This window comes from Bradyrhizobium sp. CCBAU 11357 (assembly GCF_028128865.1).
In the GTDB taxonomy this organism is placed as follows: Bacteria; Pseudomonadota; Alphaproteobacteria; order Rhizobiales; family Xanthobacteraceae; genus Bradyrhizobium.
Map to the genome: position 1 here is coordinate 734,865 of NZ_LBJW01000017.1, position 20,130 is coordinate 754,994.

At 63.8% G+C, this 20,130-nt stretch carries 17 protein-coding genes, 1 tRNA gene and 1 pseudogene; 13 read left to right on the forward strand and 6 right to left on the reverse strand.

All coding sequences use genetic code 11. The features are described from left to right. Positions 1-90: 90 nt before the first annotated feature. The gene (locus tag XI05_RS08675) at positions 91-849 is read right to left on the reverse strand and encodes an enoyl-CoA hydratase-related protein (protein ID WP_271500467.1); all 759 of its coding nucleotides are present in this window, start codon (positions 847-849) and stop codon (positions 91-93) included. A 222-nt stretch (positions 850-1,071) separates the two neighbouring features. After that, a complete protein-coding gene (locus tag XI05_RS08680) occupies positions 1,072-2,850 on the reverse strand; it encodes an acyl-CoA dehydrogenase (protein ID WP_271500469.1) in 1,779 nt (592 codons plus the stop codon). 248 nt (positions 2,851-3,098) lie between these two features. On the opposite strand from XI05_RS08680, the gene XI05_RS08685 reads away from it, so the two are divergent. Next, positions 3,099-3,173 (forward strand) — tRNA-Gln (locus XI05_RS08685). Positions 3,174-3,547: 374 nt separating this feature from the next. Here the strand turns inward: XI05_RS08685 and XI05_RS08690 are convergent. Genes XI05_RS08690 through XI05_RS08700 form a run of 3 tightly spaced genes read right to left on the reverse strand, consistent with a single transcriptional unit; the run spans position 3,548 to position 6,472 of the window. Beyond that, positions 3,548-4,561 (reverse strand): SIS domain-containing protein, encoded by a 1,014-nt coding sequence (locus tag XI05_RS08690; protein ID WP_271500472.1) that lies wholly within the window; start codon positions 4,559-4,561, stop codon positions 3,548-3,550. Beyond that, positions 4,558-5,514, reverse strand: a complete 957-nt coding sequence (locus XI05_RS08695) for an N-acetylmuramic acid 6-phosphate etherase (protein ID WP_271500475.1) — start codon at positions 5,512-5,514, stop codon at positions 4,558-4,560. The genes XI05_RS08690 and XI05_RS08695 overlap by 4 nt, the downstream gene beginning before the upstream one ends. 19 nt (positions 5,515-5,533) lie before the next feature. Beyond that, positions 5,534-6,472, reverse strand: coding sequence for a BadF/BadG/BcrA/BcrD ATPase family protein (locus XI05_RS08700; protein ID WP_271500478.1), 939 nt, complete (start codon positions 6,470-6,472; stop codon positions 5,534-5,536). A 118-nt stretch (positions 6,473-6,590) separates the two neighbouring features. On the opposite strand from XI05_RS08700, the gene nagA reads away from it, so the two are divergent. The 9 genes and pseudogenes from nagA (at position 6,591) to XI05_RS39680 (ending at position 15,478) form a co-directional block, all read left to right on the forward strand. After that, complete coding sequence (gene nagA / locus XI05_RS08705; protein WP_442869242.1) at positions 6,591-7,769, forward strand: N-acetylglucosamine-6-phosphate deacetylase; 1,179 nt, start codon at positions 6,591-6,593, stop codon at positions 7,767-7,769. A gap of 51 nt (positions 7,770-7,820) precedes the next feature. Beyond that, on the forward strand, positions 7,821-8,021 hold the full coding sequence (locus XI05_RS08710; RefSeq protein ID WP_271500487.1) for a hypothetical protein: 201 nt from the start codon (positions 7,821-7,823) through the stop codon (positions 8,019-8,021). A 123-nt stretch (positions 8,022-8,144) separates the two neighbouring features. Then, complete coding sequence (locus XI05_RS08715) at positions 8,145-9,746, forward strand: ABC transporter substrate-binding protein (protein ID WP_271500489.1); 1,602 nt, start codon at positions 8,145-8,147, stop codon at positions 9,744-9,746. Between the two features lie 85 nt (positions 9,747-9,831). Next, positions 9,832-10,842: an ABC transporter permease subunit gene (locus XI05_RS08720; protein ID WP_271500492.1), complete on the forward strand. Its 1,011-nt coding sequence runs from the start codon at positions 9,832-9,834 to the stop codon at positions 10,840-10,842. Then, complete coding sequence (locus tag XI05_RS08725; RefSeq protein ID WP_271500495.1) at positions 10,839-11,747, forward strand: ABC transporter permease subunit; 909 nt, start codon at positions 10,839-10,841, stop codon at positions 11,745-11,747. Before XI05_RS08720 ends, XI05_RS08725 begins: the two co-directional genes overlap by 4 nt. An 18-nt stretch (positions 11,748-11,765) precedes the next feature. After that, on the forward strand, positions 11,766-12,797 hold the full coding sequence (locus XI05_RS08730; RefSeq protein WP_271500497.1) for an ABC transporter ATP-binding protein: 1,032 nt from the start codon (positions 11,766-11,768) through the stop codon (positions 12,795-12,797). Continuing rightward, positions 12,794-13,771: a peptide ABC transporter ATP-binding protein gene (locus XI05_RS08735; RefSeq protein ID WP_271500500.1), complete on the forward strand. Its 978-nt coding sequence runs from the start codon at positions 12,794-12,796 to the stop codon at positions 13,769-13,771. Before XI05_RS08730 ends, XI05_RS08735 begins: the two co-directional genes overlap by 4 nt. Positions 13,772-13,849: 78 nt before the next feature. Next, positions 13,850-14,941 (forward strand): annotated as a pseudogene (locus XI05_RS08740) (tannase/feruloyl esterase family alpha/beta hydrolase); the annotation flags it as partial. A 12-nt stretch (positions 14,942-14,953) separates the two neighbouring features. After that, positions 14,954-15,478 carry a tannase/feruloyl esterase family alpha/beta hydrolase gene (locus tag XI05_RS39680; RefSeq protein WP_442869243.1) on the forward strand — a complete coding sequence of 175 codons (525 nt, stop codon included), beginning with the start codon at positions 14,954-14,956 and terminating at the stop codon, positions 15,476-15,478. 665 nt (positions 15,479-16,143) lie between these two features. Here the strand turns inward: XI05_RS39680 and XI05_RS08745 are convergent. Next, the gene (locus tag XI05_RS08745) at positions 16,144-16,902 is read right to left on the reverse strand and encodes an SDR family NAD(P)-dependent oxidoreductase (RefSeq protein ID WP_271500506.1); all 759 of its coding nucleotides are present in this window, start codon (positions 16,900-16,902) and stop codon (positions 16,144-16,146) included. Positions 16,903-17,066: 164 nt separating this feature from the next. Between XI05_RS08745 and XI05_RS08750 the strand changes: the two genes are divergently transcribed. From XI05_RS08750 to XI05_RS08760, 3 genes are read left to right on the forward strand one after another with little or no spacing between them, the layout of a single operon-like run. Next, a complete protein-coding gene (locus tag XI05_RS08750) occupies positions 17,067-18,332 on the forward strand; it encodes an extracellular solute-binding protein (protein ID WP_271500509.1) in 1,266 nt (421 codons plus the stop codon). A 2-nt stretch (positions 18,333-18,334) separates the two neighbouring features. After that, the gene (locus XI05_RS08755) at positions 18,335-19,276 is read left to right on the forward strand and encodes a carbohydrate ABC transporter permease (RefSeq protein WP_271500513.1); all 942 of its coding nucleotides are present in this window, start codon (positions 18,335-18,337) and stop codon (positions 19,274-19,276) included. After that, positions 19,269-20,114, forward strand: coding sequence for a carbohydrate ABC transporter permease (locus tag XI05_RS08760; RefSeq protein ID WP_271500516.1), 846 nt, complete (start codon positions 19,269-19,271; stop codon positions 20,112-20,114). Before XI05_RS08755 ends, XI05_RS08760 begins: the two co-directional genes overlap by 8 nt. Positions 20,115-20,130: the final 16 nt, after the last annotated feature.

Sequence of the window (20,130 nt, forward strand, 5' to 3'; positions counted from 1 at the left end):
TTCATCCGCCAGTTCTGCCGCTTGATGGATTCCGGGTTCGCGCTTTGCGCGCCCCGGAATGACGCCGGAGATGGGGCGACGCGCGTCACCTCACCGCTTCTTCCTGTTCGCGAACGCATTGAACGCGGCGATCGCCTCTTCCGATTTGAGCCGGTCGCCGAACAGATGGCCTTCCTGGTCGATGCGGCGGGTCAGCTCTTCGGGTGGGGCGCGCAGCAGCTTGCGCGAGGTCGCGACCGCCTCGGCCGGCAGCCGGCAGAGCTCGCGCGCCACCTTGCGCGCCTCGACCTCGGTATGTCCCGGCGAGACCACGGTGTTGACGAAGCCTGCGGCATGGGCCTCCGCGGCGGTGAAGCTCCGCCCCATCACCAGCATCGCGAAGGCGCGCTGATAGCCCATCGTGTTCGGCATCAACAGGCTGGCCGCGCCGACCGGCACCAGCCCGAGATGGATGTAGGGCGCGGAGAAGGTCGCCGCGTTCGAGGCCAACACATAATCGCAGTGGAATAGCATCACGGTGCCCATCCCGATCGAGGCGCCGTCGACGGCTGCGATGATCGGCTTGGCATTGAGCGCGAGCGAGTAGAGGAATTTGACGCCGTTCGACAGCATCTCGGGCCGTGAGGCGTCGGCGTGGAGAAAATCGTCGATGTCGTCCCCGGCGGTGAAGACGCCCGAGCCGCCGGTGATGATCATGCAGCGGATGTCCGGATTGTTCTGGGCGGTGTCGATCGCGTGGCTCATCTCCCGGTACATGTCCTGGGTGATCGCGTTCTTCTTGCCCGGGCGGCGCAGGGTGATCACGCGCGTTCCGCGCTCTTCGGTGACGACGATATTGCCATTCGCCATGAGAGCCCCTCTTGCGCTCGCCGCTTCGCGAGTCTCGCCAGGCAATAACCTACATCATCCCGCAGGCGTGCCAATGCGCTGGCTCAACCTTTTCGGCGTATTCCCACATGGCACCGTAGCGCATCGCAACAATTGCGACAAAACGCTTGGAAAAATCCGTGGTCGCCCACGAGAGACGCCGGCCCGGATTAGGCTGCCGCGCCATCCGGGCCACAGGCTTTCTTACCCCAGCAGCACCGCATCCGCCGCCGCGACCGATTCCGCGCTCTCCGTCACGGTGCGCTCGAGCGCGCCGGCCTGCACCGTAATGTTCTCGGCGAAAAATCGCGCCAGCGAGACGTAGCGCGGCGCATCGCCGAGGCCTTCGGCCTTGGCGGCGAGCGCTTCGGAGGCGAGCAGGCAGCCGCCGAGTGTCGCGCCGAATTGCTGCAGATAGGGCGTCGCGCCTGCAAGCGCGTCGTTCGGCGCGGAGGCAACGCGCTCCAACAGCCATTTGCTGGTGCGCGTGAGCGCGTCGAGCGCTTCACGCAATTTCACGCCCGTGGTGCCGAAGGCGGGATCGTTGGAGGCTTCCACCTGCTTGACGGTGGCCGAGAGCTCGTCGAGCAGCGCCCACACCGACGCGCCGCCATTGGCAGCTAACTTGCGCGTGACGAGATCGATCGCCTGGATGCCGTTGGTGCCCTCGTAGATCGTGGTGATACGCGCATCGCGGTAGTGCTGGGCCGCACCGGTCTCCTCGATGAAGCCCATGCCGCCATGCACCTGCACGCCGAGATAGGCGACCTCGTTGCCGATATCGGTGGAATAGGCCTTGGCCATCGGCGTCAGCAGCGCCGCGCGCGCGGCTGCTTCAGTGCGCACCTTCGGATCCTTGGCCCGGGTCGAGACGTCGATGGCGACCGCCGTCGCATAGCAGATGGTGCGCGCGGCCGCGGTCTGCGCCCGCATCCGCATCAACATGCGCTTGACGTCGGGATGGACGAAGATCGCATCCGAGCCGTCGCCTGTCTTGCCGACCGCGCGGCCTTGTTTGCGCTCCTGCGCGTACGACAGGGCCTGCTGGTAGGCGCGGTCGGCGACGCCGACGCCCTCCAGGCCGACGCCGAGGCGGGCCTGGTTCATCATCGTGAACATGCAGCGCATGCCCTGGTTCTCTTCGCCGATCAAGAAGCCGATCGCGCCGCCATGATCGCCCATGGTCATGGTGCAGGTCGGCGAGGCATGCATGCCGAGCTTGTGCTCGACGCCGCTGGCATAGATGTCGTTGCGCTGCCCCAGCGAGCCGTCCGCGTTGACCATGAACTTGGGAACAAGAAAGAGAGAAATCCCCTTGGTGCCGGCGGGCGCATCGGGCAGACGCGCCAGCACGAAATGCACGATGTTGTCGGTCATGTCGTGCTCGCCATAGGTGATGAAGATCTTCGTCCCCTTGATGCGATAGGTGCCGTCGGCCTGCTTCTCGGCGCGGGTGCGCAGCGCGCCGACGTCGGAGCCGGCCTGCGGCTCGGTCAGCTGCATCGTGCCGGTCCATTCGCCGGAGACGAGCTTTTCGAGATAGATCGTCTTCAGCTCGTCGCTGCCGTGCGCATCCAGCGCCTCGATCGCCGAGGCCGTCAGCAGCGGGCAGAGGCCGAAGGCGACGTTGGCCGCGCTCCAGATCTCGGTGCAGGCGGCGTTGATCGCGACCGGCAGGCCCTGGCCGCCGAAATCTTCGGGGCCGGACACCGCGTTCCAGCCGCCCTCGGTCCAGCGCTTGTAGGCGTCAGGCCAGCCCGGCGCGGTCGTGACCTTGCCGCCCTCGAGCTTGATGCCGTGCTCGTCGCCCACCTTGTTGAGCGGCGCCAGCACGTCGGTTGCGAACTTGCCGGCTTCCTCCAGCACGGCTGCGGCAATGTCGGCGTCGAAATCGCCGTAATGGCCGGCCTCCAAGGCGGCCTTGAGGCCCGCGCCATGGTTGAGCGACAGCAGCATGTCAGAAATCGGTGCGCGGTAGGTCATGGCTCACTCCCCGAGAACGAATATTGACGCCGTATTCCCATGAAACGGGAGCGGTCTCAACTGCCGGGGCGCAGGATCGTCTGGCCGGAACGGGGAGGCCATTCGGGCCCAGAATAGAGTGTTGGCCCCAGCCGCCTGGCCCTTTTTGCCCCTCCAGGCGGTTGAAATGCCCCGCCGCTCCCTATAGACCGGCAGCGACCGACGGGAATCTGCGGGTGCTGGTTTGACCCGTTCCGTTCGTCGTCTGTTGGGGCGTAGCCAAGCGGTAAGGCAGCGGATTTTGATTCCGCCATTCGGAGGTTCGATCCCTCCCGCCCCAGCCAGATTGCCCGCTCCGTCTGAAATCGCTCGCGAAACCAGCCTGGCCGGGGAGGCTGCTGCACAGCTCTGCGACACATCACTGCTGCAAGGGTGTCGCTCGCAATGGCTTGCCACATCTTTCGGCGCCAAGGCATCTAATCTTGGCGGCGCCGTACCCCTCGGGGCGCTTGCCGCCTGCTCGGCCGCCCGCATCTTTCTATGCGCCTGAAACGACGACCGCGCGGCGGCTCGCCGTCTGGCTACCCAGGTGAACCTCTTCTTGGATGTTGCGACTTGCCGATGGCGCTGACTTCCGTCTGAGACCGTCTCAAATTCCGGCACCGAACCGGTGCGTATGCGCTCCAGCATTGGTTGCGAGCCAGCGATCAGACAATTGTCAAAACGTCTCTGTGATCTTGCTCAGGCGAGGTGGACGATCCGGGTCAAATCCTCGGGCGCGTGCCGCCTGCTCGATCATCCGATAGGCTGGAACGAGCATGGTGATCGGGTCGGTGGCGGGGTCATCCTCAGCCAACCAGGGCAGCGAGCCATGCGGTCCGCCGCAGAGATGCAGCGCGATCTTTTGCGCACGCAATTCGTCTGCCAGTGCGTCCACACTGGCCGCCGTTTCATCCATGAGGCGCATCATGACGACTGGCGTGTGTGCCGATAGCGCGGCACGTGGCCCATGCTGCAGTTCGGCGGCGCTCAAGCCGATGGAGGGCAGGCGCAGGATTTCCGAAAGCTTGAGCGCGATCTCCCTCGCCGAGCCCAGGCCCAAGCCCCGAGCCGCCACAAACACAGCCGCCGCCTTGGCGAGATCATCGGCAATCCCGGACCAGTCGAGCGCCAACGCGCGACGCAGGCGCTCAGGCAGCCTGTCGAGGGCGGACCGCAGCGCACGATCTTGCGCCAGTTCGGCAACAAGTTCGGCGCCGGCAGCCATCGAGCCGATAACGGTCTTCGTCGCCGCCACGGAGTGCTCCTGGTCGGCTGCGATCGGAACGACGAACTCCGCTTCGTCAGCAACCGGCGACGACACCGTATTGACGATGGCAATGGTGCGGGCGCCCGAGGCGCGCGCCGACTTTGTCGCTGCGACGAGATCCGGGCTGCGCCCGGATTGCGAGATCACGATGAACAGCGCCTCGCGCAGCATCAAGGGTGTGCGAAATGCAGTGATCACCGAGGGAGCGCTTGCTGAAACGGGAAGGCGAAGCCGCGTCTCGACAAGGTATCTCAGGAAAACCCCGGCATGTCCGGAGCTTCCCCGACCACACACGACGCACAAGGGGACGGAGCCAATCCCAATTCGCTGCGCGATGTCGCGCGTGGCGGGGCGGCTGCGAACAATATTGGCGACAACATCCGCGCTTTCCGCGATTTCGCTCGCCATCGCGGATGTTGTCACGACTCAACCGCTCCGCCTTGCTTGCGTGCCGCCGGTGCCTTGGGATGCGAATCCGGATGCGAGTCCCGATCTCTGGCGAGCTCGGCAAACACGCGCCGGAGATTGCCGTCGCCGTCCTTCAGAATGGCCTCCGCTTCAGTCCTGCTGACACCCAGCGCCAGAAGCACCGCCGTCTTGACGTCTCCTTCGGCCTGCTCCAGCGCGCGCGCCGCGTGCGACGGATCGCAGTCGGCGATTTGCGCCACCATGGCCTCGGCGCGCCGCTTCAGCTTGGCGTTGGTCGGCTGCATGTTCACCATCATGCCGCGATACACCCGGCCAAGACGCAGCATGATCCCGGAGGAGATCAGGTTGAGCACAATCTTCTGCGCAGTACCCGCCTTCATCCGCGTGGAGCCGGCGATCAGCTCGCGGCCGGTCTCGATCAGGATCGGAAACTTGGCCGACGCCAGCAGCACAGTGCCAGGATTGTTGGCGACACCGACCGTCACTGCACCGCAGGAGCCGGCCTGCTGCAGCGCCGCGACCGTGAACGGCGTTGTGCCGCTGGCGGCGACCGCAATCACCACATCATGCGGTGTGAGCCGCGCGGCATTGATCTGCGCGACCGCATCATCGATGTCATCCTCCGCGCCCTCGATGCTGGTGACGAAGGCACTGTCTCCGCCGGCGACGATGAAGCGGACGCGCTCTTTGGGCCAGGCGAAGGTCGGCGTCAGCTCGGCGCCGTCCTGCACCGCCACGCGCCCCGAGGTGCCGGCGCCGACATAGACAAGGCGGCCGTGATCGCCCAGCGCCGCTTGGGCCGCTTCGGTGGCCGCAGTGATCGAGGGCAGGGCATGACCGATCGCAGCGACCGCCGCAAGCTGCCCCTCCCACATCGCCTCCATGGCTGACGTCAGCGGCCATGCATCGAGGTCGGCAAATCTTGGATCGACGTCTTCGGTGGCCATATTGTTGATCCAAGCGCCATCAAACGCGGAACGTCTGAGCCTGTTCATGGTCAGTTTCTCTCTCGGGCAGGGCCAGCGTGGGCAGGTCCAGCCGCCCTCGCGCCACCAGTAACGCGCCGGCTGTTGCGTCGGCGTCAGGTCGCTTCAGGCGGGCGCGCAGGTCGGGCGTCAGCCAGGGCGTCATGGCATCCGCGAGCCCGCCCACCAGCGAGAGCCGGTCGATTCCTCTCGCCAGGAAGAGATCGAGCAGATCGCCAATGGCATCGGCGGCGCGTTCGACAATGCGACGGCCGACCGGATCGCCCTGATCGGCGTGCCGCATCACGACCGGCGCGAATGCGGCGTAGTCCGTGGCCCTGGCCTGTTCGGACCAGGCCACCGCCTGATAGGGATCATGATCGAATGCGGCGAGCACCTCTGCAAGCAATGGCGTCAACTCGCGGCGGCGGTCCGCGGCGCGCAGCGCCAGTCGGACAACCTGCAGGCCGATGTCGGCGCCGCTGCCTTCGTCCGACACGGGGAAACCGTAACCGGCGAGACGGATCTCGCGGCCGTCGAGCAGGCCGACGCCGACCGAGCCTGTGCCGGCCACGACGATAGCCCCGTCCGCGCCGCTATGGGCGCCAAGACAGGCCGCGAGGCCGTCGCTGATGAAGTCAACGGACGCAAAGGGATGCGCGATCTTGCAAAGCGCCGCTTTCGCCCCCCGGCGGCCAATACCGGCAAGGCCAATTCCGGCGTGCATTTGTGCGAAATCCCCGCGGCTCAGTCCGGCCTGTGTGGCCGCCGCTTCGGTGGCCTCCATGATGGACCGCCAGGCCTTGTCGATGCCGATCCGTGTCGTGGCCGGTCCCGAGCTCGCTTCTCCGAGCGCCGTGCCGTTTTCGTCTTCGATCCGGGCGCGGCAGCGGGTTCCGCCGCCATCAATGCCGAGATACGTGGTACCTTTTGTTCCCATGGGAAGTTAACGCGAAGGTTTCGCTTCGGGTCCGAACGAGATCCCCGCGGCGTACATATGAATTCTTGTGACAGGCTCGTCTCACGAGTCCGTGACGGCCATTCCCGGATCGATACTGATGGGCCATGCTGGTTCTGCCTCACTCACGATTGCCGCACAGCACATCTTTGATGGGACCGACATGCGCGGGCCCGGGTCGGTCAGGATCTCGCAGGGACAGATCGAAAGCATCAGCTTCGACGAGGCCGCGGGGGCGTCAATCCGCCTTCCCCGAGATGCGATCCTTGCACCTGGATTCATCGACATCCAGGTGAACGGAGGCGGGGGCGTTCTTCTCAATGACCAGCCGACCGAGGCCGGCGTTCGACGCATCGTCGAGGCGCACCGCAAGGCCGGGACCACGGGCTGCTTGCCAACCCTCATCACCGATCGACCCGAGGTCATCGAACGATTGGCCGTAGCAGCCGAGGCGTGCCTCGATATTCCCGGCGTGCTCGGCTTTCATCTGGAAGGTCCGGCCCTCAACAGGTCCCGCAAGGGCATTCATCCGGAGGCCGAGATACGCGTGCCCGATCGGCGCGACCTTGCCGCCATCAAAAGCTTCGGGGATCGCGGCAGTTCCATTGTGACCCTGGCCCCGGAATGCGTGCCCGGGTCCATGATCGATGAATTGATTGGCGCCGGATTGCGTATCGCAGCTGGCCACAGCGATGCCAGCGCAGAACAAATCCGGCAGGCGGTCGGTCGCGGTGTCTCGGGGGTGACCCACCTGTTCAACGCCATGTCGCAGTTGAGCGCCCGGGAGCCCGGCTTGGTGGGGGCCGCACTGGAGGATGACCGGTTGTTTGCAGGGATCATCTGCGACGGCATCCACGTTGATCGCGCCGCTTTGCGCGTTGCCTTCCGCTGCAAGGGACGTGATCGATTGATGCTGGTCAGCGATGCCATGCCATTGGTCGGCACCGACGATCGGCAATTCCTGCTGCAAGGAAGGCAGATCAGGTTGCACGACGGTCGCCTGACTGGCACGGACGGCACACTCGCAGGCGCTCACCTCACCATGATCGAGGCGGTACGCAACGCCGTTGCGCTGATCGGAATCCCCCTCGTCGATGCCCTCATCATGGCGTCCCGGACGCCCGCTTCATTTCTGGGCCTTGGATCCGTCCTTGGACGGATCGCGCCCGGATACTGCGCGGATCTTGTAGCCTTTAACCCGAACTTTGAGGTCGTCGACACATGGATAGGCGGCGTCGGTTGGATGGGAGAGGCGAGTAACGCTTCCGAGCGAGGCTAGATGCGCAACCATCAAGCAGTTTAAGGGGCCGATCAGCACGCAATTGGCTGGATGAAGCGGGCCAAGTATCGCCACATCGAAGCTGAGCGGCTGGTCTTCATCGACGAGACCTGGACCAAGACGGAAATGGCGCTGTTGCATGTGCGGGAAGCCGCCTGCGCGTGCGGGCGCACCGGCGCCGCCGCTACCCACTCCCGCACCAGCACCGCTGTCTCAGCTGCGCAGATGTCAGAGCCGGATGCCTTTTGCTAGAAACGTCATCTCGTCCCCCTGGCACGCATTGACAGCTGCAATGCGCAATCGCAATCTCGCACCGGGCGTCTTTGGCGCAGCCTGCCTCAAGCGCGCCCAGCCAATTCACAGGGAGTTCCGACAGTGAACAGATCAATCCTGCTCGCCGGCGTCTGCGCTTTGGCGCTCGCGGTGGCCTCGCCGGTATCAGCCAAAACCCTGGTTTTCTGCTCGGAAGGCAGCCCGGAGAACTTCTATCCAGGCGTCAACACCACAGGCACGTCGTTCGACGGCAATGAGCCGATCTACAATCGCATTGTCGAGTTCGAGCGCGGCGGCACGAAGGTGGTGCCGGGCCTCGCGGAAAAATGGACGATCTCGCCTGACGGCGTCACCTATACTTTCAACCTGCGCAAGGGCGTGAAGTGGCACACGACGTCGAAGTCGTTCAAGCCGACGCGGGAGTTCAGTGCCGACGACGTCCTGTTCTCGATCGAGCGGCAATGGAAGGACGACAACGCGTATTTCAAGGTGACTAGTCCGAACCATTCCTATTTCGGCGACATGGGCATGCCGAAATTGTTGAAGTCGGTCGAGAAGGTCGACGACTACACGATCAAGATCACGCTCAACCAGCCGGAAGCGCCCTTCCTCGCCGACCTGGCGATGCCCTACGCCGCCATCCAGTCCAAGGAGTATGCGGATGCCATGTTGAAGGCCGGCACGCCCGAGAAGATCGACCAGGATCCGATCGGCACCGGCCCGTTCTATCTGGTGCAGTACCAGAAGGACGCCGTCATCCGGTACAAGGCCTTCCCCGAGTTCTGGGGCGGCAAGGCTAAGATCGACGACCTCGTCTATGCGATCACGCCGGATGCATCCGTTCGCTGGGCAAAACTCCAGAAGGGCGAATGCGACGTGATGCCCTATCCGAATCCGGCCGACATCGACGCGATCAGGAAGGATCCGAACGTCACGATTCTGGAACAGCCGGGCCTCAACGTCGGTTATCTCGCGTTCCAGACGCAGAAGAAGCCCTTCGACGACGTGCGTGTGCGCAAGGCCATCAGCATGGCGATCAACAAGAAGGCGATCATCGATGCCGTCTATCTGTCGACCGGCATCGCGGCCAAGAATCCGATCCCGCCGACCATGTGGTCGTACAACGACAGCATCAAGGACGATCCCTTCGATCCGGAGCAAGCCAAAAAGCTTCTGGCCGAGGCTGGATATCCGAACGGCCTGGAAACCGATTTGTGGGCCATGCCGGTGCAGCGGCCCTACAATCCGAACGCCAAGCGCATTGCCGAATTGATGCAGGCGGACCTCGCCAAGATCGGCGTCAAGGCCGAGATCAAGTCTTTTGAATGGGGCGAATACCGCAAGCGGTTGCAGACCGGCGAGCATCAGATGGGCATGCTGGGCTGGACCGGCGATAACGGCGACCCCGACAACTTCCTGCACACGCTCCTGGGCTGCGCCTCGGCGCAAACGGCGTCGGGCTCGAATATCGCCAAATTCTGCTACAAGCCGTTCGACGATCTGGTCGTGAAGGCCAAGACGGTCAGCGATCAGGCCGAGCGGACCAAGCTCTACGAGCAGGCGCAGGTGATCTTCAAGGAGCAGGCGCCATGGTTCACCATCGCGCACGCCGTGCAGTTGAAGCCCGTCACCAAGAGAGTGATCGATTTCAAGCTGTCGCCGTTCGGCCGCCACACCTTCTATGGCGTCGACGTCAAGGAATAGCAGGAAACAGGGGCGAGTGGCCTAGCGCCATCCCGCCCGTTTTTCTTTACCCTTTCCTTGTCCGGGGAAGGCGGCAGGAAACGGCATGCTCCGGTTCATCTTCACCCGGCTGAGTCTCGTGGTTCCGACCTTCATCGGGATCACGTTGCTCGTGTTCGTGCTGATCCGCCTGATTCCCGGCGACCCCATCGAGACGATGGCGGGCGAACGCGGCATCGATCCTGTCCGGCATGCGCAGTTGCGCAAGGAGTACGGCTTCGATCAGCCGGTGCTGGTGCAATACGGCCTCTATCTGTCGCGGCTGGTGCATGGCGACCTCGGCCGCTCGATCGTCACCCATGAGCCGGTGATTTCCGAATTTGGGACGTTGTTTCCGGCGACCATCGAGCTATCGGTCTGCGCGATCCTGTTTGCGCTGTGCCTGGGGTTGCCGGCCGGCATCATCGCCGCGGTCCGGCGCAACTCGATCTTCGATCATGGGGTGATGGGCGTATCGCTCACCGGATATTCGATGCCGATCTTCTGGTGGGGATTGCTGCTGATCCTGCTTTTTTCCGTGCAGCTTGGCTGGACTCCCGTGTCAGGCCGGATCGCGGTGCAATACTTCGTCGAACCGGTCACCGGCTTCCTGCTGATCGATGCGCTGCTGGCCGGCGATTTCGGCGCGTTTCGCTCGGCACTGTCGCATCTGGTGCTGCCCCTGATCGTGCTCGGCACGGTGCCGCTCGCCGTCATCGCCCGCATGACGAGGTCCGCCATGCTGGAGGTCCTGGGCGAAGATTACATCCGCACCGCCCGTGCCAAGGGGTTGCCGTACTTCCGGGTGATCGCGATTCATGCGTTGCGCAATGCGCTGATCCCGGTGGTGACGGTGATCGGGCTGCAGGTCGGCGTGCTCTTTACCGGCGCGATCCTCACCGAGACCATCTTCTCCTGGCCGGGCGTGGGAAAATGGCTGATCGAGGGCATCAACCGCCGCGATTATCCGGTGCTGCAGGGCGGCACGCTGCTGATCGGCGCGATCGTCATGATCGTTAATCTCCTGGTTGACGTCGCCTATGGGCTGATCAACCCCCGCATCCGGTACACGCGATGACCGCCGAAGTCCTCAACACTCCCGTCGTGTCGCAGCCGGGCTCGCCGCCGCATCCGTTGTCGCAGTTCTGGTCCGACTTCAAGGCCAATTTCGGCGCCGTGGCCGGCCTCGTCGTCATCGTGGTTCTGGTTCTGCTCGCGCTCCTTGCCGATGTCGTTGCGCCGCATTCCCCGATCGTGACCAATAATGCCGTCTTTCTCAAGCCCCCGTTCTGGCAGCAGGGCGGATCGATGGCCTATCCGCTCGGGACCGACGCGATCGGCCGCGATATTCTGTCCCGTCTCATCCATGGCGCGCGGCTGTCGCTGCTGATCGGCATCGCAGTCGTCACCTTGTCGGTGGTGACGGGCACGGTGCTCGGTCTGATCGCCGGTTTTTTCCGCGGCGTCACCGAGATCGTGATCATGCGGCTGATGGACATCACATTGACGCTGCCGAGCCTTTTGCTCGCCATCGTGATCGTTGCGATCCTCGGACCGGGCCTGATGAATGCGATGCTGGCGGTCGCGGTCGTGCTGCTGCCGCACTACGTTCGGATCGCCCGCGCTGCCGTGATCAGCGAAGTGTCGAAGGATTATGTTGTTGCCGCCAAGGTCGCAGGCGCCGGCCGGCTGCGCCTGATGTTCAAGGAGGTGCTGCCGAACTGCACTGCGCCCCTGATCGTGCAGGCGACGCTCGGCATTTCGACCGCGATCCTTGATGCCGCCGCGCTCGGCTTTCTCGGCCTCGGTGCGCAACCGCCGCTGCCGGAATGGGGCACCATGCTGGCGGACGCGCGCGAATTCGTGCTCCGCGCCTGGTGGGTCGTCACGCTTCCGGGCCTTGCGATCCTCGTGACCGTGCTTGCCTTCAACCTTCTGGGCGACGGATTGCGCGATGCGCTCGATCCCAAGCTCAAGCGATAGCGTCCGGAAGGCAATCTGATGCCGCTGCTCGAGATCAAGAATCTGTCGGTCGAGTTTCCATCCCAGAACGGAATGGTGCGCGCCGTGGATGGTGTCGACCTCACGCTCGAAAAAGGCGAGGTGCTGGGCATCGTCGGCGAATCCGGCTCCGGCAAGAGCGTCGGCATGCTGGCCCTGATGGGGCTGGTGCCCTATCCGGGACGCGTCCGGGCAGACAAGCTGCTGTTCGAGGGACGAAATCTGCAGACATTGTCCGACCGCGAGCGGCGTGCGCTCACCGGCAAGGACGTCGCGATGATCTTCCAGGAGCCGACGACATCGCTCAATCCCTCTTTCACGATCGGCTATCAACTGGCCGAGACGCTGCACGTCCATGAAGGGATGGATCGGAAGGCCGCACGGCGCCGCGTGATCGAGCTCTTGGAGCAGGTCGGCATTCCCGCGCCGGAGCGCCGGCTGTCGGCCTATCCGCACCAGCTCTCGGGCGGCATGAACCAGCGCGTCATGATCGCCATGGCCATCGCCTGTAATCCAAAACTCCTGATCGCCGATGAGCCGACGACGGCGCTCGATGTCACCATCCAGGCGCAGATCCTCGATCTTCTTTTGTCCCTGCAACGCAATCGTGGCATGGCGTTGATCCTCATCACGCACAACATGGGTGTGGTCTCTGAAACCACGGAGCGGGTCGCCGTGATGTATGCGGGGCAGATCATGGAGCGGCGCCCGACGCAGAGCCTGTTTGCCTCGCCGCAGCATCCCTACACCGCCGCGTTGCTGGCGGCGCGCCCGGAGGCCAGCGATGGCGGTCGGCTCGCCACCATTCCCGGCGTGGTGCCGGGACTCCACGATCGGCCGCCGGGATGCCTGTTTGGTCCGCGTTGCATCTATGCGACGCCGCTGGCCGACAAGGTGCGTCCCGATCTGCGCCCCTGGATGGATGGCCTGATCCGTTGTCATTATCCGCTCGGCGATCCGACACGGGACGAGCGGATCGCGGCCGATGGCGGCGGCAGCGCGCCGACCCCCGAGCGAGAGACCACGTCATGACGGCGCTCGTCACCGCCACCGATCTCAAGCGCAGTTACGAGATCAAGCAGGGCTGGCTTCGTCCGCCAGCGCATTTGCAGGCCGTGGGCGGGGTTTCGTTCGCGCTTGAAGCCGGGAAGACGCTGGCGGTCGTCGGCGAATCCGGTTGCGGCAAGTCGACGCTCGCAAGGCTTGTGACCCTCATCGAGAAGCCGAGCGCCGGCACTCTGATGCTCGACGGCGTCGATGCGGTCGATCCTCCCGCGAGCGCTGCGAAGACATTGCGCCGCACCGTGCAGATCGTGTTTCAAAACCCCTACGGGTCGCTCAACCCCCGCAAGCGCGTCGGCGCCATCCTTGAAGAGCCGCTGATCATCAACACCACGCTTTCGAAGCAGGAGCGGCGGGCGCAGGCGCTCGACATGATGGCGAAGGTCGGGCTGCGGCCGGAGCAATATGGCCGCTATCCACACATGTTCTCGGGTGGCCAGCGTCAGCGCATCGCCATCGCCCGCGCCTTGATGTTGCGGCCAAAACTGCTCGTTGCCGACGAGCCGGTCTCGGCGCTCGACATGTCGGTGCAGGCGCAGGTTCTCAACCTCCTGGCCGATCTGCAGCGCGAACTGGGACTGGCTTACCTCTTCATCTCGCACGATCTTGGCGTGGTCCGTCACATCGCAAATGACGTGATGATCATGTATCTTGGAATCGCAGGGGAGCATGGACCGAAAGAGCGGATCTTTGCGCGGCCGCTGCATCCCTATACCCAGGCCTTGCTTGACGCGACGCCCGGCCTCGGCCGCAAACGCCAGCGGATCGTTCCGAAGGGCGAGCTGCCGTCGCCGCTCGACCCGCCAAAAGGCTGCGTGTTCTCGACCCGCTGTCCCTATGTCACGGATCTCTGCCGCACGCAGCGTCCGCTGCTGCGCCCGCTCGACGGCCGTCTCGTCGCCTGCCACTACGCGGAGCGTTTCCTGGACACGCAGGCGGCTTAGCGAGTGTTGAGAAAATTCCTGTAGATCGTCGCGGCGCCGAAGTTTCGGCAGCGACGCAAGAAACGGCCGGAGGAAATGATGGAGCAACCAAAGAGCACGGCGCTGAACTGCGCGAAGGCTTGCCTTGTGCTTGCAGCGGTATTGATCGTCGCGATATCGGCGGCAGCTGCTCAGGGGGCAAGCGATAGTTCCACGAATATTCCGCCCGCGCTCAAATGCGAGGATCTAACGGGCTGGAAGATTCCCGGTTCGACGGCCGTTGTCGACAAGGCGCAAGAGGTGCCTGAGGCCCCGCCGGGGACCGTGCAACCTTCGCCGCCGGCGCCTGCGACGGTATCGGTTGCGCTGCCGCCAAACTGCCGTGCAGATGGCGTGATTGATCAGCGGGTGGGTGTCGAGGGCAAATCCTACGCGATCGGCTTCGCAGTCGCGCTGCCCGATCGCTGGAATGGACGGTTTCTGTACCAGGGTGGTGGCGGTCTGAACGGCTCGATCCGGCCCCCGCTTGGTTCACAAGCCGCCGGCGAGGTACCCGCCCTCGCACGTGGCTTTGCTGTGGTCTCGACCGACAGCGGTCATCAGGGAGCGGTGTTCGACGCCTCCTTTCTGAAGGACCAGGAAGCCGCCCTCAACTTTGCCCATGCGTCCGTCGGCAAAGTGACGATTGCCGCCAAGGCGATCGTCGCGCGTTATTATGGGCAACCAGCCAGACGTTCCTATTTCACGGGGTGCTCGACCGGGGGCCGTGAAGGCATGTTGGCCTCGGCGCGCTATCCCGAGCAATTCGATGGCATCGTCGCCGGCGCGCCTGCGATGCGCACGGGCAATTCCAATATTGGTCTTGCCTGGGCCAACGCCGCGTTTAGCCAGATCGCGCCGAAAGACGCATCGGGCAAGCCGGAGCCTGCCAAGACTTTCTCGGCCGACGACAGGAAGCTGATCACGGAAGCGATCCTTGATTCCTGTGACGCCAAGGACGGCCTCAAGGATGGAATGATTTTTGACGGCAAGGCGTGTCAATTCGATCCCGCCGTCCTCACCTGTAACGGCGCCAAGACCGATTCCTGTCTGGCGCCGCAAAAGGTCGATGCTTTGAAAAAAGCTTTCGCTGGACCGAAGAATTCCCGCGGCACTCAGGTCTATCCGGCCTTTCCGTGGGACAGCGGCGTGGCGGCCGAAGGCGTGTCCATCCCCGGCATCCTGAGCACCGGCGCGCGCAGTCCGGTCGGACCGCCTGTTTGGGAAAGCATCGACGTCGATCAACTCGAAGACCGGGTCAACGCGAGCGCGATGGATCGCCTCACTAATACCGCGTACTGGACCAATCTGACGAGCTTCTTCGGTCACGGCGGTAAGATCCTTTTCTACCACGGCTCGAGCGATCCGTGGTTCTCGGCGCTCGATACCGTGAACTACTACGAGCGCATGGCGGCGGACTCCGGTGGAATGGAACTGGTGCGGGAGAAATCGAGCCGGTTATATCTGGTGCCCGGCATGGGTCACTGCTCGAGCGGTGCCACGCTCGATCGTTTCGATCTCCTCACGGCCGTCGTGAATTGGGTGGAAGAGGGCAAGGCGGCCGAGTCGGCCGCTGCGACGGGCTCGGCCTTTCCGGGACGAAGTCGGCCACTTTGCGCCTATCCGCAACATGCGCAGTTCAAGGGGCAGGGCGATCCGGAAAGCGCCACCAGCTTCGAATGCAAATAGTGGAAACGATCCACTTGCCGCTCGAAAGGATGCACCCAAGCGCGATCAGTTCAGCCTTCCAAGCAGCCTCCGGATGATCTCCCGCAAATTTTCGACGTACTCGTCGACGACCTGACGCCTCTCGGTCGATGGCGGCAGCTGACATTCGTCGTCCCCGTCCGGCGGCGGGCGATCCGTCTTGGATCTGCCGCGGATGATGGAGGCGATCGGCTTTGTCACTTTCACGAGACGTCTGACCTCTGGTGCACGACGCGCGTCGTTCAGGCTAAGGGTCAATTGCATCTGCGGCCTTCACACAAGTTGAGCCGCCGGGGCTGTTCTGCACTGCCACGCTGAAGCGTGATGAAGTGAGGCTCGATCGCTGCAAAGACGGAGGTGCGCTCCCTCTCCCGCTTGCGACGCGCTTGCGGGAGAGGGTTGGGGAGAGGGTGCTTCCGCAATGGACAATCCCCTAGAGGAGAAAGCCCTCACCCGCGCCTTCGGCGCGACCTCTCCCGCAAGCGGGAGAGGTTGCACCGAGCCCGCGGCAATCGATTCGACCTAAAGCCATTCCGCTCCAAGGAACCAACTGCGACGCGGTAGGTGCATGCCGCGGTCGGGTCGCACTTCGGCAGTGGCCCTCTGCCAGACGTCAGATTTTCCGCACACTGATCCCCAGAAGCATCTCAGACCCAGCCGCCGTCGACGATGTAATGCTGGGCGGTGCAGGCGGAGGCCTCGTCGGAGGCGAGGAAGACGGTGAACTTCGCAACTTCGTCCGGCATGAGCCTTCGCTTCAGGCATTGTCGCTGCTGCAGCTCGATCTCGCCGGCCGGCGTCATCCACTTCTCGAGCTGCCGCTCGGTCATGATCCAGCCCGGCGCGATCGCATTGACGCGGATGTTGTAGGGGCCGTAATCGCGCGCCAGCGAGCGCGTCAGCCCGATCACGCCAGACTTGCTGGCAGTGTAGGCGGCCATGCCGCCTTGTCCTGCGATCCACGACACCGAGCCGAAATTGATGATGGCGCCGGTATTGGCCGCCTTCATGTCCGGCAACACGGCCTGCGATGCAAAGAACTGGTGCTTCAGATTCACCGCGATACGGTCGTCCCAGTATTCCGGCGTCATCTCCTCGGTGTTGTGCCGTTCGTCATGCGCGGCATTGTTGATCAGGATGTTGATCGGGCCATGAGCCTTGCGTGCCGCGACGACGCCGGCACGCAGCGCGCCGATGTCGGTGAGATCGACGTGCTGGAAATGCGCGGCCAGTCCCTGGTCGGACAGCTCACGTGCCAGGCGCTGTCCCTCGTCGATCTTGATGTCGAAGAACACCACCGTGGATTTCTGCTCCGCAAAACGCCGCACGATCGCAGCGCCGATTCCGGCTGCGCCGCCGGTGACGAGCACGACCTTGCCAGCGAGGTCGGAATAGATGGCGGCCATTGGGCACCTCGGTTTGTTGCGGCCGGCGCGGCGGGCCGCAACCGACTCTTTTTCAAACCTTAGCCATTCTGCTGGTGAGGTGCATAGATCAGATTTTGTGTTGCGTACCTCAAAAATTGAGGGCAGGATTGCGTCAAAGAATAATAGTCTGTTGGGAGGATGTGATGAGATCGCTCGGGAAACTGGGACTCGCTGCTGTCGCATGCCTGCTTTGGGCCGGTTCCGCGTCAGCCGACACCACGGTGAAATGGCTGCACATCGAGGTCAACCCGGCCCAGGTGAAGATCTGGGAGGAGGTCGCACGCAGCTATGAGGCGTCGCACCCCGGTGTGAAGGTCGAGATGCAGTTCCTCGAGAACGAGGCCTACAAGGCCAAGCTGCCAACCATCCTGCAATCCAAGGATCGGCCGCACATCATCTATAGCTGGGCCGGCGGGGTCCTGAAGACGCAGATCGAAGCGGGCGTCCTGGAAGACATTACCGATACTGTGAAGAGCGGCGGCTACAGCGACACGATCGCACCGGCGGCGCTCGCCGCCTTCACCAGCAACGGCAAGGTCTATGGCCTGCCGACCGCGCTCTCGCAGGTCGGCTTCCTCTACAACAAGGATTTGATGGCCAAGGGTAATGTCGATGCAAGCAAGATCAAGACATGGGACGATCTGCTCGGCGCGGTGAAAACGCTGAAGGCCGCGGGTGTTACGCCGATTGTGGTTGGCGGTGCCGACAAATGGCCGCTGCATTTCTACTGGACGCATCTCGCAGTGCGCGTCGGCGGCAAGCCGGCCTTCGATGCAGCGCTGAAGGGTGAGAATGGTGGCTTCGCCGGGGAGACCTTCCAGAAATCCGGCGCGCTGTTCAAGCAGCTGGTCGATCTGCAGCCGTTCCAGAACGGCTTCCTCGGCTTCAAGAACCCGCAGGCCGTCGGCTATTTCGGTGACGGCAAGGCCGCCATGATCCTGGCCATCTCGTCCTTCTATCACACCCAGCGCGCACTCGCCGCCGACAAGGTCGGTCTCAGCGACGACAAGCTTGGCTGGTTCGATTTTCCGGTCGTACCCGGCGGCAAGGGTGAGCCGTCAGACACGCTCGGCGGCATCACCGGCTGGTTGATCACCAAGGGGGCGCCCAAGGAAGCCACCGACTTCCTGAAATTCTTCATCTCCAAGGACGTGCAGGCGCGGCTCGCCGCCGGCAACTTCATCGTTCCTGTCGTCAAGGGCGGCGAGGCCGGTCTCAACAGCGCTTTCATGAAGCAGATCGCGGCCAATCTGGCGAAGTCCAACTATCACCAGAACTTCTACGACCAGAGCCTCGGCCCGTCGGTCGGCCGCGTCGTCAACGACGTCACGGCTGAGATCGCCGGCGGCAGCATGAGCCCGCAGGACGCGGCGAAAGCCATCGAAGCGGCGTACAAGCAAGGCAACTGACCGTGGCGCGACGGATCGCGATGTCCTCGCCGATCGGCGTTGCCGGCGAGGCGGCTCATCAGGTCGCGGTTCGTGGCCCAGGCTGGGATGGCCGCTTCACGGTCCTGATCCTGTTCCTGCCGCCCGCGCTGCTGCTGTTCACGCTGTTCGTGGTGTTGCCGATCGGCGAAGCCGCCTGGTACTCGGCCTTCAACTGGAACGGCTTCGGCAGGCCGACCAACTGGATCGGCTTCGACAATTACCGCTTCGTGCTGGAGACGCGCGCCTTCTGGCTCGCGCTGCGCAACAACGGGCTGATCATTGCGGTCTCGCTCGCCGTCCAGCTGCCGCTTGCACTCACGCTGGCCCTGATGCTGGCGGAACGCTTTCGCGGGGCCGTGGCGCTGCGCATGCTGTTCTTCCTGCCGTATATCCTCGCCGAGATCGCGACCGGGCTGATCTTCAGCTTCGTCTATGACGGCGACTACGGCCTCGTCGCTTCGATCTGGCGCGCCTTCGGCGCCGAGCCTCCGCATCTCCTGGCCTCGACCGACACCGCGATGCTGGCGGTGCTGATCGTGGTGGTCTGGAAGTATTTCGGCTTCCACATGATGCTGTTCATCGCCGCGCTGCAAAGCCTCGACAAGAGCCTGGTCGAGGCCGCCCGTATCGACGGCGCGACGCGGACGCAGACGCTGCGCCATGTCGTGATCCCCTTGCTCTATCCCACGATCCGCCTGTCGGTGTTCTTCGCCATCATCGGATCGCTGCAGCTGTTCGATCTCGTCATGCCGCTGACGCGCGGCGGACCGGCCGACTCCTCGAACACGATGGTGAGCTTTCTCTACAACAACGGCATCTCGCGCATGCGGGTCGGCTACGGCAGCGCCATCGGCGTCATCCTGTTCGCGATCTGCGTGACCTTTGCCTTCACCTACAAGCGATGGTTCATGCGCGATGAGTAATGCCGGGGCCAGAAGCGCATTCGATCCCGCCGTGCTGTTCAAGGCGCTGTTCCTCGGCCTGGTCGCGATCTTCGTCCTGGTGCCGCTGCTCGCGACCCTGCTCGGCGGCTTCAAGTCGCTCGGCGAGCTTCGCGTCAATCCGTTCGGCCTGCCCAGGCATTGGGAGTGGCAGAACTACGCCGACATCCTGTTCTCGGCGCGCTACTGGCAGCTCCTGCGCAATTCGCTTGTCATCTCGACGCTGGCGGTGACGCTGACCCTGATCACGGCTTCGATGGCCGCGTTCACCTTCGCCCATGTCAGGTTCTTCGGCTCATCGATGCTGCTCAGCTATCTGACGCTGGGCCTGCTGTTTCCCGCTGCGACCGCCGTGCTGCCTCTGTTCATCAAGGTGCGGGATCTCGGCCTGCTCGATACTTATTTCGGCGTCGCGCTGCCGCAGGTGGCGTTCAGCCTCGCCATGAGCGTGCTGCTGCTACGCCGCTTCTTCAAGGACATTCCATACGAGCTGCTCGAGGCCGCGCTGGTCGACGGCTGCAGCTACATCAAGTTCTTCCGCTATGTGACCCTGCCCTTGTCGCGTCCGATCCTGGCGACCGTCGGCACCATCACCTTCGTCAACAGCTGGAACGCCTATCTGCTGCCGCTGGTGATGCTGAACACCGATGCGCTGTATCCCTGGCCGCTCGGCATCATGGTCTACCAGGGCGAATACTCGTCCGAATGGCACCTGATCCTGGCCTTCATCACGCTCACCATCCTGCCCACGATCCTTCTGTTCCTGCTGGCGCAGAAGCACATCGTGGCCGGCCTCACCGCAGGTGCGGTCAAGGGATGAGCCATCTGAGGAGATC

Coding starts and splice junctions, on each gene's coding strand:
- XI05_RS08735 (WP_271500500.1), top strand. CDS start 12,794: ATGACGGCGCTCGTCACCGCCACCGATCTCAAGCGCAGTTACGAGATC.
- XI05_RS08760 (WP_271500516.1), top strand. CDS start 19,269: ATGAGTAATGCCGGGGCCAGAAGCGCATTCGATCCCGCCGTGCTGTTC.
- XI05_RS08745 (WP_271500506.1), bottom strand. CDS start 16,902: ATGGCCGCCATCTATTCCGACCTCGCTGGCAAGGTCGTGCTCGTCACC.
- XI05_RS08720 (WP_271500492.1), top strand. CDS start 9,832: ATGCTCCGGTTCATCTTCACCCGGCTGAGTCTCGTGGTTCCGACCTTC.
- nagA (WP_442869242.1), top strand. CDS start 6,591: ATGGGCCATGCTGGTTCTGCCTCACTCACGATTGCCGCACAGCACATC.
- XI05_RS08710 (WP_271500487.1), top strand. CDS start 7,821: ATGAAGCGGGCCAAGTATCGCCACATCGAAGCTGAGCGGCTGGTCTTC.
- XI05_RS08730 (WP_271500497.1), top strand. CDS start 11,766: ATGCCGCTGCTCGAGATCAAGAATCTGTCGGTCGAGTTTCCATCCCAG.
- XI05_RS08700 (WP_271500478.1), bottom strand. CDS start 6,472: ATGGGAACAAAAGGTACCACGTATCTCGGCATTGATGGCGGCGGAACC.
- XI05_RS08695 (WP_271500475.1), bottom strand. CDS start 5,514: ATGGCCACCGAAGACGTCGATCCAAGATTTGCCGACCTCGATGCATGG.
- XI05_RS08750 (WP_271500509.1), top strand. CDS start 17,067: ATGAGATCGCTCGGGAAACTGGGACTCGCTGCTGTCGCATGCCTGCTT.
- XI05_RS08680 (WP_271500469.1), bottom strand. CDS start 2,850: ATGACCTACCGCGCACCGATTTCTGACATGCTGCTGTCGCTCAACCAT.
- XI05_RS08675 (WP_271500467.1), bottom strand. CDS start 849: ATGGCGAATGGCAATATCGTCGTCACCGAAGAGCGCGGAACGCGCGTG.
- XI05_RS08725 (WP_271500495.1), top strand. CDS start 10,839: ATGACCGCCGAAGTCCTCAACACTCCCGTCGTGTCGCAGCCGGGCTCG.